Raw genomic sequence first — 14,001 nt, forward strand, 5'->3', positions numbered from 1 at the left:
TATGCCATCCGAGCCCCAACTCGTCGCCTTGGCGAACCGTGAAGTCCCGCTTGCGGGCTACATCCCGTACTCGACGCATGTGACGGACCACGTTATCAAAACACGCGAGGGCGACTACCTCCAGATCTGGAGGATTGCCGGCATCGCGTTCGAGGCAGCCGATCCGGCCAACATCCTCGCGCGGCACGACGGATTCAACCAACTCGTGCGCGGGCTCGCTGGCGGCCACGTAGCGCTCTGGTCACACCGCTTGCGCCGGCGCGTGTCGGATCACTTCGCGATGCCCTACGGCAACCGCTTCTGCCAGGAGCTGGCGACGCGTTATTACGCGAGCTTTTCCGGCTATCGCATGATGGCCAACGAGCTGTATCTGACCCTTGTCTACCGGCCGAACTGCACGAAGCTCGGTCGCGCCTTTCGCCGTGCTGCGCGCCGCACGCGCGAGGATATCCGATGCGATCAGCACGACGCGCTGAAGGCGATAGCAGAACTGGCCGCCCAGGTTGAATCGAGTTTAAAGCCCTACGATCCGATCGCGCTCGGCGTCTATACCAGACAAAGCAGCTATACCAGGCGCCCGCGCCGATATTCGTCGACGCTGGAGTTGCTTGGTTATCTGGTGAACGCTGCATGGGAGCCCGAGCCGGTTCCGGCTGGCCCGATCCGTGAGGGGCTGCCAACGTCGCGGCTCTTTGTTGGGGCCGAGAAGATCGAGATCCGCATGCCGGCCGCGACCCGCTTTGCCGCGATGCTCGACTTGAAGGACTACCCGGAGGACACAGAGCCCGGAATGATCAACGGCTTGCTGTACGGCGACTTTGAGTACATCGAGACGCAGAGCTTCACCGTCCTCGACAAGCCGAGCGCGAAAGAGGCATTGGAGCGTCAGCGTAACCAGTTGATTGCCGGCGAGGATGTTGCCGTGTCCCAGGTAGAGGCGATGGAAGGGGCGCTTAACGACCTGATCAACGGAGATTTCGTCTTGGGCGAATACCATTATTCGCTCGCTGTGCTCGGCGACACGTTGGATGAAGTTTCGAAAAGTGTGGCGAAGGCGCGTACGCAGCTGGCCGACGCGGGTTTTCAGACGGCACTCATCGATCTCGTTGCGGACGCGGCGTGGTTCGCGCAACTGCCAGGCAACTGGCGTTACAGGCCGCGCGAGGCCAAGCTTACATCGCGGAACTTCTGCGGACTGGCATGCCTGCATAACTTCGCGACGGGCAAGCGTGATGGTAATCCGTGGGGTGAGGCGATCACGATTGTCAAGACGCCTAGTGGTCAGCCACTTTATCTGAATTTCCACGTCACGCCCGACAAGAAGGACTCGCTCGACGAGAAGGCGCTCGCCAACACCCAGATTATCGGTCAGGCCGGCGCGGGCAAGACGGTGCTTGAGCTGTTCCTACTCGCAATGGCGATGAAGTACGGCATCACTGCCGTGCTGTATGACAAGGATCGCGGTACCGAGATTGCGATCCGCGCGATGGGCGGCATATACACCGTGTTCCGCCGAGGGGAGCAGACCGGTTTGAACCCGTTCCAGATGGAACCAACCGAGGCTGTGCTCGACTTCTGGGAAAGGCTCGTGCGCAAGCTCGTCGATATCGGCGTGCCGCTGCCCGCGAGGGACGAACTCGATATCTCGCGCGCCGTACGGGAAGTTGCCCGCATGGACAAGCCGCTGCGACGGCTTTCAATGGTGCGGCAACTCCTGCCGACCGTGGGTGAGAACAGCCTCCATGCTCGCCTCGCCAAATGGTGCGCGGGCGGGCGTCTCGGCTGGGTATTCGATAACCCGACCGACCGTATTGATCTCGCCTGCTCGGGACTGTTCGGATTCGACGATACCGAGTTGCTTGACGATGCGGAGGTCTCGACGCCGGTCACGATGTACCTGTTGCACTTGACCGAAAATCTGATCGACGGCCGGCGCTTCATCTACGTGATGACCGAATTCTGGAAGCGTCTCTCCGATCCCGTTTTCACCGATTTTGCGAAGAACAAGCAGAAGACGATCCGCAAGCAGAATGGCCTCGGGATTTTCGATACGCAATCGCCTGCGGACGTACTGCGCAGCGAGATTGCCAGTGCGCTGATCGAGCAGAGCGCAACGTTCTTCTTCCTGCCGAACCCACGGGCCGATTACGACGATTACGTTTGTGGTTTCAAGCTGACCGAAGCCGAATTCAACATCGTGCGCAATCTCGGCGAGAACAGTCGGCTGTTCCTGGTCAAGCAGGGCCATCGCTCGGCCGTTGGGCGCCTTGATCTCGCGGGCCTCGGAGACGTACTCGACGTGCTGTCGGGTACGACCGATAACGTCGAGCTTCTCGACACGATCCGTGCGCAGGTGGGCGATGCACCGGAGGACTGGTTGCCGGTTTTCCACGAGCAGCTTGCCCGGCGACGCACGGCGAACGGCGGACTGCGTTCGCCGTTTCCCCCGGAAGCGGGAGGTCTGCGATGAGCGGCCTCTTTACCGCGGTAGGTGGCACTCTCGAAAATGGTATGTCCACCTACATCACGAACGTGTCATCGGCCTTGTCCAGCGCGCTCGTGCCCGTCGTGACCACGGCCGTTACGATCTGGGTTGTCGCCTACGGTCTGGCAGTGGTGCGGGGCGAAGCCCACGAAGCTGTCCCGGCGTTTGCTTGGCGGGGGCTAAAGGTCGCCATCACGCTCGTGTTTGCGCTGAGCGCCGGCATCTACCAGCAGCGGGTCGTAACGGCGATCAATGGTGCAACGGCTGGGCTTGCCCAGACGATCCAGAACGCGGCTAATACGTCGGGCGGCGGTAATTCAGGATGCGGGTCGGTCAACGGCGGCAGCGTGACAGCGCAGAGCGCGACCAGTATCTACCAGACGCTCGATTGCTACGACCAGCAGATCGACCTCGTGATGGACGCCTATTTCGACAAGGCGACGCACGAGGGGATCAGTGTCAGTGGACTTGCCGCAGCCGTCGGCGATTTCCTGTGCGGGATCATCGCCGCACTTGGTGGTTCGATCTTCCTCATCGTCCTCGCCTTCGAAGTGGCGATGGCGAGGATGCTGCTTGATCTCGTGCTTGGGCTTGGTCCTATTTTCATTGTCTGCGCGGCATTTGCCCCAACCGCGCGCTTCTTCGAGGCTTGGACCGCGAAGGTCGCCAATTACGCCTTGTTGCAAGTGCTCGTCGCCGCCTTTCTCGGCATGGCGCTCACGGCATTCTCTGCCGATCTAACTCCCCTCAATGCCACTAGTGCTTCACCCGGTGCAGACCCGTCGGCTGTGATGCAGGGCATTACCGCTGCTCTCAACAATGCCGCGGCGGGTGCAGCAGCGATCGGCTTGTTCGCAACCGGGGTCTTTCTCGCCATGGTCGGCTGGCAGTTGCCATCGGTTGCATCGGGACTTTCCGGTGGGGCCACGCTGTCCGGGTTTGGCGCGTTCGTGGCGGGTTTTGCCGCACGACGTATGGCCAGCGCACTCGCTCAGGCGTTTTCTCGCAGCGGTGGCGGCTCATCGCCTGGCGGAAAGATTCGCAACAGCACCGGCTCAAGTGGTGGCGGCAGCAGCGGATCAGGCGGAGGGGGTTCGGCGAACGGACCCATGCCCGCTTACCAGCGCGCAGCGCGCGCAAACCTGGGTCGGCAGGGCGAATGAATGTGAGGTGGTGACCATGACAGGACAAACCAGATTGGCGAGGGCCGCAATCGTGTGGGTGGTGCTCTGTTCCGGCGCTCATGCACAGGGCATTCCGGTGTTCGACGCGCAGAACGTGGTGCAGGCTATCGCGACGGTTGCCCGGCTTGAGCAGGAGGTGCAGCAGGAAATCCAGATCTATCAGTCGACGGTCGGCACGCGTGGCTTCGGTGCGCTGCTAGGCAATCCGGTTGTCGCCAGCTCGCTGCCTTCGAACTGGCAGAGCGTCTATACGGCGATCCAGAACGGTGGCTACGCGGGCTTGACGGGCAGCGCCCAGGAGTTGCGCTCGGCGAACCAGATCTACAACTGCCAGGACCAGACCGGCATTGACCAGCAGGTATGCCAGCGCATGCTGAACAAGCCGTTTCAGGACAAGGCGTTCGGCCTTCAGGCGTACCAGACCGAACTGCATGAGCTGAACCAGATCCAGAGCTTGATGCAACAGATCGACGTGACGCAGGACCCCAAGGGGGTGGCCGAGTTGCAGGCGCGTATCCAGGCTGAGACCACGACGGTCGGCAACGAGATGACGAAGCTGCAGCTCTTCCGGATGCTGGCCGATTCTGAGGACAAGCTTGTGGCCGAGCAACAAAGTGAACTGGCACTGACTCGGGCTGGCAACACGGCCCGATTGCAGGACCAGATGGTGCCTGCATCGTTCGGGAACTGAGGAGGATGCCATGCCTGCGCTTACCTCCATCGTCCTTGCGGGGTGCCTAGCCTGGAGTCTGGCGGCCTGCAGCAGCGGGCTGTCAAAGCCCGTATTGCCGGACGGTCTGCACCGCGTGCCCGTCAACCGCATTCTGCCGGTGCCTGAAGTCCCAACTTCTGTGCCCCCGGCACCTGCAGCGCCGGCTTCCCAAGCTCTGCCCGTGCCGTCGGGCGCAGGAGCCCGATCATGAGCGCACCGCACGACTATGGGCGCGTGCTCGATATCGAGGCATCGTTGACCTACCTGCAGGAGCGATCCGAGCGGCGCGCGTGGCATGTTGCCTATGCGGCGCTCGCGGTCGCCGTATTGAGCGCCGCGGCGCTTGCGCTGATGGTGCCGTTCTATCGCGTCGTGCCGCTACCGATCGAGGTCGATCGCCTGACCGGCGAATCCCAGATGATCGACGTACTGGATGCCCGCCACGTACGCACGAAGGATATCCAGGATAAGCACTGGGTCGAGGCATATGTGCGTTCGCGCGAGCGGTATGACTGGGGGCTGCTGCAGATGGACTACGACAGCGTGCTTGTCATGAGCGATGACGTGGTTGCGCGCGATTTTCGCAGCATCTATGGCGGTCCGGATGCACTGGACCGGCAACTGGGGCCGGGCATCGAGCGGCGCATCCGCATTCTCTCGACCACGCTGCCGCCCGATCAACCCGGGCATGCCGTCGTGCACATCGAGCGCACGTCGTTCAGGAGCGGGGTCGCGAACGCGGAGCCGACGCAGCGTTTCGTGATCACGCTCGCCTTTACTTACCGGCCACCCGTATTCACGCGCGAGAGCGTTGCGATCGCCAATCCGTTCGGGTTCAAGGTGACAGCCTACAGCCGTGATCTCGAATATACGCCGCCGGCTGCCTCTCTAGCTCCAGCCTCGACGGCGGGAGGCACCCCATGAAAGCGCTCGCTCATGGTGTCGCGCTCGTGGGGCTGCTGCTCACCTACTCCGTGAGTGCTGCCGATTTGCCGGGCTGGTTCGTCGATTCGCGCGTGCGGCAGGTGGTGTACGAGCCGGACGATGTCGTTCGTATTCAGGCACAACGGGGCATTGCCACCCATATCGCTCTCGACCCGCACGAACGGATCCTGGTGGTAGCACCTGGTGATCGAGATGGCTGGCAGGTTGTGGCGAACAAAGGCGATCACGACGTGTACCTGAAACCGCAACTCGCTGCGCACGATTCGAATCTGGAAATCCGTACTGACCGCCGCAGCTACAGCTTCGATCTGGTGGTGTTGCCGCTCAAGGCGAAGTTCGGCAACTACGACGTAATGTACCGGGTGACCTTCACCTATCCGGATGAAGTGAAGGCGCTGGCACGTGCGAACACGGATGCTGCGCTGGTTGAGCAACGTCTCGCGCAGCCGCCGGTGGTGCGCAACGCCCACTACTCGATGGAGGTGACACCGCACTCCGATGACATTGCGCCGACCGCGGCGTGGGATGACGGACGTTTCACCTACCTCCGTATCCCGAACAACCGGCGAATGCCGGCGGTTTTCCGGGTGGCCGATGACGGTACGGAGAGCGTTGTGGACAAACACGTGCAGGGCGACACGATCGTCGTGCACGAGGTCGCGAAGCGCTTCGTGCTGCGGCTCGCGGACGAAGTTGTCGGAATCTGGAACGACGCTTATGACATGGATGGCGTCCCGCCCCAAGGCGGCACGACTGCCAGCGGCGTGAAACGCGTCTTGCGGAGTCACGGCGATGAATGACGACACGCCTCGCAATACGATTGAGCCCGATGGCCCGTCAGATCGTGCGCAGTCCGGTCTGGAAATGGGCGGTATCAATTCGCCAGGGATGGGCGCGGACCGTGGCATGCCGGCGCTGGGCCAATACCGCAGAGCTCGCCCGCGTGTCTGGTGGCTGACGCCGATTGTGATCGTTCTCATGGTCGGCGCCGGCGCGGTGTGGACCGTGCATGGTTTCCTTGCGCGTCACGACGCAGATGCGAAGGCGCACCGCGATGCGGAGGCCGACACGTCGACCCAGGGGCGTGTGTTCAAGGATGGTCCCGCCCCCGCGGTGGGTGTCGCCGCCGTCGCGTCCATTGCTGCAAGCGCCATTGCCGTGCATCCCGTACATGTTCCGGGGCCGGGCACAGCACCGGAGCCGGTCGGCGCCGTGCACATTGGGGCACGGCGCAGCTATTACGATGCACCGTTGCTCGCAGTAGGCGGCGCGGGCAGTCAGGACGCGGCGGCCGAGGTTTCGGGTGTTGCGTCGTCGGTCGTGGCCACTGTCTCTGGTGGAATCGAGCCATCAGGAGAGAGGCTGGCTCAGGCAGGCGGCGCATTGGCGCAGGCGCTGTTGCCGACCGCCACACCGCGCGTGCGCGCTGGGATGCTGGGGAATCGCAGCTTCATGCTCGCGCAGGGCGCCAAGATTGATTGCGTGGGCGATACGGCGTTCGATTCCACAGATGCGGGCATGTCTACCTGCACGGTGACGAAGAACGTGTATTCCGACGATGGCCGGGTTGTGCTGATCGAACGAGGCTCGCAGATCAACAGTGAGTACCGCTCGAATCTTTCGCCGGGCCAGAAACGGATCTTCGTCTTGTCGGCACTGGTCAAGACGCCGTTAGGCGTGACGGTTGAGATCGATTCGCCAGTAGCCGATGCGCTCGGGCGCATGGGCATCGATGGCTTTGTCGACAATCATTGGAGGCCACGCGTCGGTGCCGCGGTGACGCTTGGCATCACCCAGGATGCGATCGGCTATCTAGCCACACGCGGCGGGAACAGCAACGGTTCGGTTGTCTACGCGAACACGCAGCAGCAGGGCAATGACATGGCCACGCGCGTGCTCGACAGCACGATCAACATCCCGCCGACGCTGACCAAGAACCAGGGCGCGGAGTTCACGATCGTGATCGCACGCGATCTGGATTTCGGTTCGGTCTATGCGCTGCAGCCGGAGTTTGCACCATGAATGCCTGCACGGACAGATCGAATCGGGCAACTGACGCCGTGCTGGCGCGCCTGCCCGACGATGCGTCGGTGCGGGAGCTGATGCGCCCGTTCGCGCCGCTGCTCGACGACGCGGATGTGACCGAACTCGTCATCAACCGGCCACAGCGCGTGCTGGTCGAGACACATCGTGGCTGGCATGGTCACGACTATCGGGAGCTCGATTTCGAACGCCTGATGTCGTTTGCGGTGGCAGTGGCCACGCTCACAAACCAAGAGGTTTCAGCCCTGCATCCTGTGCTCTCGGCGCTGTTGCCAGGCGACGCACGGATCCAAATTGTAGTGCCGCCGGTTGTGCCGCCGCGCACGGTCTCGATCACAATCCGTCGGCCGTCCGCGGAGGAAAAGACCATCGGCACGTACCGTGACGAGGGACTGTTCGACGAAACGGTATGGCATCGCCCAAACGGGTTCGACGATGCGTTGCCTTTGCTGCGGCCCGGGGATAGCAGACTCGTGGAGTGCCTGGAGGCACGGGATTGGGGAGCATTCTTTGAACTGGCCGTCACCGGGCGACTGAATATCGTAATCGTCGGTAACACGGGTTGTGGCAAGACCAGTTTCATAAAGACCCTTTCCCGCTTTATCCCGCGGACCGAACGGATCGTGACGATCGAGGATGTCCGCGAGCTTTTTATCCGGCACATCGAAAACTGTGTGCACCTGCTGTACAGCAAGGGCGGTCAAGGTCAGGCGCGCGTCACGCCGGCCGATCTGATCGCGAGCACGATGCGCATGCGCCCTGATCGCGTGCTGCTGGCCGAACTGCGCGGCGCTGAAGCCTACGACTTCCTCAAGCTCCTGACGACGGGGCACGCTGGTTCGATTACGAGCTATCACGCCTCGAATGCGACGGTCGCGATTGAGCGCTTTGCATTGATGGCGAAGGAACACCCCGAGGCTGCGGTCTACGACGATGCCGCGCTGAAGCGTTTGCTTTTTCTCACCATCGATATCGTCGCGCACATGGAAGCGCAGCCGATTTTCAACGGGGCAGGTGAGCAGACTGGCAAGCGTTGGGGCATGACCGAAATCTGGTTCGATCCGGTTCGCAGGGTCCGGACAGCGTTTGCGTAGGAGGTAACGGTCATGACGAAGCTATCTCTTTTCATCTCCCATCAAGTGCGAACGGCCGTAATCACGGTGACCGTGCTGGCAATCCTGCTCGGAGGCTTGGCCGCCGCTCTCTGGCTGGCGTCGTTTTTCCTGTACGCTAGCCTGCGGATCAATCCCTTGCATGCTGGCTTGTGGGGGTGGCTCGACGCGGCACTCGCGAGACACGACGGTCTGATACCGAATGACGGCCGACGACTGGCCGGTGCGGCTATCTTCGGCGTTTTGCTGGCGTTCGGTGGGCCGGCGTTCGGCCTGCATGCTTTGTGGGAGCGGTCCGGCCGGCGGCGCCTCTATGGCAGTGCGCGGTTTGCCAGCGACGCGGAAATCCGCAATGCAGGGCTGCTATGAGCACGCTCGCAAGCATGGAATCGACGCCTGCCATTGTTGTTGGTGTTTGGCGTGGACGTTATCTGCGATTCACCGGTCAGCAGTTCGTCCTGCTTGCGGCACCCGCGCGTTCAGGCAAGGGCGTTGGCATTGTGATCCCGAATCTGCTCAGTTTCCCGGATTCGGTGGTGGTGCTCGACGTCAAGCAGGAAAATTACGCCATCACCGCGGGTTTCAGGCATGCGTGCGGGCAGGACGTCTATCTATTCAACCCGTTCGCGGAAGATTGTCGCACGCATCGGTACAACCCGCTGTCGGCGATCTCGGATGGATTGTTCCGCGTTGGTGAAATTCTCGCGATTGGTTACGCCCTCTATCCGCCTGGTGGGCACGACGATTTCTGGAAGGATCAGGCAAGGAATCTTTTCCTTGGCATCGTGCTGTTGCTGTGCGAGTGGCGTGATGCGCGCCGCGCTGGCAAGGGAGCGTCGACTCTGGACTATCCAGTCACGATGGGGGAGGTGTTGCGGCAGTCTTCGGGCAATGGCATGCCAGTGAAAGCCTATCTTCAGCGGGCACTCGTTCAGCATCGTAGTCTGCTGACCGGACCGTGTGTCGATGCGCTGAACCGTTTTCTCTCGAACGACGATAAGGTTCTCGCCAGCGTTCTCGCGACCTTCAATGCACCGCTGACAATCTGGGCTAATCCCATCGTCGACGCGGCGACGAGCGCCAACGATTTCGATCTGCGTGATGTGCGCAAACGCCGCATGTCGGTCTATATCGGCATCACGCCCGATCATCTGTCGGAGGCTGCGCTGCTCGTAAATCTCGTGTTCTCGCAACTCGTCAATCTCAATACGAAGCAGTTGCCCGAGGCCGATCCCACGCTGAAATTCCAGTGCTTGGTCCTGCTTGACGAAATGACGGCGATCGGAAAAATCCACATCATCGCGCGAGCAGTTGCCTACATGTCGGGATATAACCTGCGCCTGCTGTCTATCGTCCAGTCGATCGCGCAACTCGAATCCGTCTACGGCCGTTCCGACGCGCGCACCTTCGTCACTAATCATGCAATGCAGATTCTCTACGCGCCGCGTGAGCAGAAGGACGCGAACGACTATTCGGAGATGCTCGGCACGTTTACCGACCAGGCACGCAGCGTCAGCCGCTCGCACGCGATCTTCGGTGGTCGCGGTGGGTCGAGCGAAAGCGTGTCCGAGCAGCGCCGGCCGCTCCTGCTGCCGCAGGAACTGAAGGAGCTGGGGCGCGAAAAGGAAATCATCGTGCTCGAAAACACCAAGCCGATCCTGGCTGACAAGATCTGCTACTGGCGCGATCCCGAGTTTGTTTCGCGTGTGATGGCGGCACCCTCGGTGCCAGCCATGAATCTGGCGCGCTTCAGCGTCGTGGTCGAACGACGGCTGCGCGATCTGCGGACAGACGAGATCGATCCGGAAGGCACAGGGCTCATTAATCCAGCCGCCGAGTATCTGGAAGTATTGGAGGCATGGGATCCTCGCGATCTCCCGCCGAGCCTCGCGGACATCAGTGAAGACGATGCCGTGGCGTATGTGGAGCGGCATTTTATGCTGCTTGGGGTGCCTGCCGAAAGGGTCCGGAAGGCCGCCCGCCGCCTGTCGGTTGCCGATCTCGATGCGGCGGAGCTTGCCACGGTTGAACCATCACGAACCCGCCGCATGTTTGCGCGGCGCGTGCCTGAGAACGTTGTGCCGATCCAGGGAGGCGGTCAATGAACGCGCCACATGTAGATGAGGCGGCACGCGCACGCGCAGCCCTAGCGGTAATTCCTGCGGACGATTACGGGACGTGGGTGGACATGGCGTTCGCGCTCAAGCAGGGATTCGGCGACGAGGGCTTCGAGATCTGGGATGAGTGGAGCCGCACCGCTGGTAACTATAGCGAACGTGCCGCGCGCACCACGTGGCGCTCAGCCGATGCATCAGGCGGCAAGACCCTTGCCTCGTTGTTCTGGCTCGCGCGCCAGCACGGTTTCGATCTGAAGCGTTCGCAGTACCCGGACCGGATGGCAACTGCCCCCGTGCCTTCCCCCGAGGTGCTCGAGCGCCGCACGCGCGAGGAAGAACGCAGGCGTGCCCGTCATGTCGCGGTGGCCCGCGAGGCGGACGCACTCTGGCAGTGGTCGCGTCCAGTGGGGCCGCAACATCCTTACCTGACGCGCAAGCGCCTCGATCCGGTCGAGACCTTACGTGAACTGGATGCGCAGGAGCTACGCTCGCTTCTTGGATACGCGCCAATGAGCGAGGAAGAGCCGCTGGTCGGGCGCGTCCTGATTGTGCCGGTCTGGATCAATGCAATCTCCACGCTGGAGTTGATCGACGAGAACGGCCGGAAATCGTCGCTGGCGGGGGGCGCGAAGAAGGGCGGGTATTGGACGACCGGATCTGCGCCGACTCCGGAGGAGGCATCCACACCGATCCTGATCGGTGAGGGCATGGCGACGGCTCTTTCCACATACCGTGCGACGGGCTGGTTTGCGGCGGCGGCACTCTCGAGTGGGAATCTCGGACAGGTCGCCGCCTCCTTGCGTGAGCGGTTTCCCGATAGCGATCTGATAGTGCTTGGCGAACTAGGGCGGGGTGAAGCGGATGCACGGCGGGCGGCAGAAGGTGCAATGGCGCATCTGGCCTGGCCGGTCTTTACCAAAGACAAGCGTATCAACGGCAAGGTGCCGAACGATTTCAGCGACATGGCGATACTGTCGGGTTTCGATGCCGTGGGTGATCATCTGCGTGAAGTGGCCTTTCAGTCCCTTTGGAGAGCAAACAGATTGCAGGATACGGATGCCGTGTCCGACGTGCAGGTGAGTGAGATGGATGAACGGAATGAGGAGGGAGAAATGGAACGCTCTAAAGAGAACCCGGCGGACGACACCGAAGGCAATCAGCATCATCAATCATCGGAGCGTAGCGTGTCGAAACAGGCGGTGCCCGAATCTGCTGCACCGCCTACGTCCAGCGGGCCGACTGCGCCGGTCGTCCCCGCTGGCCCTTCGCCACTGTTTGCGCCCACGCGTGCGCCGGTCGGCGAGCCATTGTTTGGATTGGGTGACGTTCCCGACGAGATGAAGGCATTGGCCGGGCAACGGTTCGGCATACCGCTCAGGATGGCAACGCCGCGCGAGAACGGCGGGCCGTACCGTGGTGAAGTGTTAAATACCGAGCACTACCTGATCCAGGAGGTCTCGACGCGCAGCGTCGTGTTTCACCGGAAGGACCAGATGGAGTTCACCTCCGAGCGTCTGAAATGGATGGACGTGAACGCACGGTTGAATGGTTCCGAGGTGCAGGTCGGGTATGACGGCGATCGATCGAAGGTTTATCCGTGGGATCGCGCGCGCGATCTGCTGGAACGGACAGTCGGTTCGCTGAAGAAGTCCGCACGTGAACTGAATTTCAGTCCGAATCTCGAGACGATGCTCGATCAACTGCAGGCAAGATCGTGGGCACGGATTAGAGAGGCCCGCGCCGCGGCACTGAAGAAGTCGAAGGAACACACATCGTCGCTTGAACCGGCGGCGCCTCTCGATCGGTAGCGTATCCCGGTCGCGGCGTTCATTTGAAAAATCTGCCCTGAACACTATGAGGTTGCATCATGTCACAGACATCTTCGGCCCAGGATTCTGATCCGGTTATCAATGTGATCGAGGAAGATGCGCCGGGCGTGAGTAGCGCAGCAACTCCATCAGGTGGTAATGACCGTGATGACGCGCTGAACTCGGCAGCAATTGAAGCGGTGTCGGCGCGGCGTCGTCGAGAGTTCGATGCGGCGCGGACGAGGCTGCGAGACCAGGCGATTCGCGACGATGCTGGGGCACTGCGGCAAGCCGGAGAACGAGCGTCCGCCGATGTGCCGCTGCAGCATACCGTTACGGGCCGCGTGCCTGTTGACCAACCACCGGAGCGTGTCCGCAAGCGGTATCTGCGCGCGGGCAACCAGTATTTCCTGAAGGAGGCGCCGTATCAGCTCGCTTTCGAGGATCTGGGGCCATACCTCGTCACCGAGCACAACCGGCCGGACGTGGTGGAGTCGATGGTCGATATGGCGCATGCCAAATCGTGGCAACGCATCCGCGTTTCGGGGCACGAGGTGTTCCGTAGCGAGGTGTGGCTGCAGGGCACGCTGCTCGGAATGGAGGTGCGCGGCTACGAGCCAAAGGCAGCGGATCTGGCTCGCCTCACCGACGCTCGGCAGGCGCGGCTGAACAATCGCATTGAAGCAGGTCTGAAGGTAGAGCCGACCGCTGCCGCTGGCTCGAGAGGGAGCACAGATGAACGTTATGCAGCGTCTCTATCGCCGCAGGCGCGTGCGCGCGCCGCTTCGAATGACGCATCTCCTGCTGAGCCTACGCGCAAGGAGAGCCCCGCCCCGCCTCCTGTTCTGGAAAGCCGGAATACTGCGAATGACGAACCGGACGCGCCACGGCGGTACGTCGGGGAACTGCGCGACCATGGAGGCGCGCCGTATCAGCACAACCCCGCGCGTAGCGACTCGTACTACGTTGTGTTCCGCGACGAGGCGGGCGTCGATCAAGTGTTGTGGGGCGTGGACCTCGAGCGTGCCGTTCTTGAATCGCTGGCCGGGATCGGGCAGCAGGTGACGCTCGAAAACCTCGGCAAGCGACTCGTGACTGTTAAGGTGCCGATTCTGGATGGCAATGGTGTCGTGGTGGGCGAGGAAGAGAAAGACGTGCACCGGAACACATGGCAGGTGGATGTCGTGCAGCGTGGACGGGCGGCTTCTCAGGCAACGTCGCGATCCGAAACGCGATCAGGTGATGCCGCTCAACCTTATGCCGGCCAGCGTTCACAGCCCGCGACAGAGCCTGGGCCGCAGCGTGGTCGTGACGCGCTGCGGGAGGGTGACGAACGCGTGCTGCACCTGGCTGTCCTGACCGCTGCGATGCGGGAACAGGGTTTTAGCGAACGTTCGATTTCCCGTGTGCAGCGACACGCCGCACGCATGCTGGACGCTTTCGGGAAGGAGGATCTCCCGGTGCCTCCGCCGAAGGTCTTCGATGCAAAGGCACCTTCGGGCCGTGATCGTCGGATGCGCGCGGCTGCTGAGCGTGCGCTCGCGCGCGAAGTCGAACGGGCGCCGGCCGAGCCGTCAATGCCAGCACCTTAGGGT

11 protein-coding genes are annotated in these 14,001 nt (G+C 62.1%); all 11 read left to right on the top strand.

Going from position 1 to position 14,001, the window contains the following annotated elements:
- Window position 1: 1 nt before the first annotated feature.
- The 11 genes from GNZ12_RS35135 (at window position 2) to GNZ12_RS35185 (ending at window position 13,998) form a co-directional block, all read left to right on the top strand.
- On the top strand, window positions 2-2,470 hold the full coding sequence (locus GNZ12_RS35135) for a VirB4 family type IV secretion/conjugal transfer ATPase (protein WP_172316556.1): 2,469 nt from the start codon (window positions 2-4) through the stop codon (window positions 2,468-2,470).
- On the top strand, window positions 2,467-3,648 hold the full coding sequence (locus GNZ12_RS35140; RefSeq protein WP_172316557.1) for a type IV secretion system protein: 1,182 nt from the start codon (window positions 2,467-2,469) through the stop codon (window positions 3,646-3,648). The genes GNZ12_RS35135 and GNZ12_RS35140 overlap by 4 nt, the downstream gene beginning before the upstream one ends.
- Before the next feature lie 16 nt (window positions 3,649-3,664).
- On the top strand, window positions 3,665-4,360 hold the full coding sequence (gene virB5 / locus GNZ12_RS35145; protein WP_172316558.1) for a P-type DNA transfer protein VirB5: 696 nt from the start codon (window positions 3,665-3,667) through the stop codon (window positions 4,358-4,360).
- Between the two features lie 228 nt (window positions 4,361-4,588).
- Window positions 4,589-5,305, top strand: a complete 717-nt coding sequence (locus tag GNZ12_RS35150; protein WP_172316559.1) for a virB8 family protein — start codon at window positions 4,589-4,591, stop codon at window positions 5,303-5,305.
- Window positions 5,302-6,126 (top strand): TrbG/VirB9 family P-type conjugative transfer protein, encoded by an 825-nt coding sequence (locus GNZ12_RS35155; RefSeq protein ID WP_172316560.1) that lies wholly within the window; start codon window positions 5,302-5,304, stop codon window positions 6,124-6,126. Before GNZ12_RS35150 ends, GNZ12_RS35155 begins: the two co-directional genes overlap by 4 nt.
- Window positions 6,119-7,348, top strand: a complete 1,230-nt coding sequence (virB10, locus tag GNZ12_RS35160) for a type IV secretion system protein VirB10 (protein WP_172316561.1) — start codon at window positions 6,119-6,121, stop codon at window positions 7,346-7,348. The genes GNZ12_RS35155 and virB10 overlap by 8 nt, the downstream gene beginning before the upstream one ends.
- Complete coding sequence (virB11, locus tag GNZ12_RS35165) at window positions 7,345-8,463, top strand: P-type DNA transfer ATPase VirB11 (protein WP_172316562.1); 1,119 nt, start codon at window positions 7,345-7,347, stop codon at window positions 8,461-8,463. Before virB10 ends, virB11 begins: the two co-directional genes overlap by 4 nt.
- Window positions 8,464-8,475: 12 nt before the next feature.
- On the top strand, window positions 8,476-8,850 hold the full coding sequence (locus tag GNZ12_RS35170; protein ID WP_172316563.1) for a hypothetical protein: 375 nt from the start codon (window positions 8,476-8,478) through the stop codon (window positions 8,848-8,850).
- Complete coding sequence (locus GNZ12_RS35175) at window positions 8,847-10,586, top strand: type IV secretory system conjugative DNA transfer family protein (RefSeq protein WP_172316564.1); 1,740 nt, start codon at window positions 8,847-8,849, stop codon at window positions 10,584-10,586. The genes GNZ12_RS35170 and GNZ12_RS35175 overlap by 4 nt, the downstream gene beginning before the upstream one ends.
- Window positions 10,583-12,406 (top strand): PriCT-2 domain-containing protein, encoded by a 1,824-nt coding sequence (locus GNZ12_RS35180; protein ID WP_172316565.1) that lies wholly within the window; start codon window positions 10,583-10,585, stop codon window positions 12,404-12,406. Before GNZ12_RS35175 ends, GNZ12_RS35180 begins: the two co-directional genes overlap by 4 nt.
- 59 nt (window positions 12,407-12,465) lie before the next feature.
- Entirely contained in the window at window positions 12,466-13,998 is a 1,533-nt protein-coding gene (locus GNZ12_RS35185) for an LPD7 domain-containing protein (protein ID WP_172316566.1), read from the top strand.
- Window positions 13,999-14,001: the final 3 nt, after the last annotated feature.

Source organism: Paraburkholderia solitsugae (genome assembly GCF_013177695.1).
GTDB lineage: Bacteria > Pseudomonadota > Gammaproteobacteria > Burkholderiales > Burkholderiaceae > Paraburkholderia > Paraburkholderia solitsugae.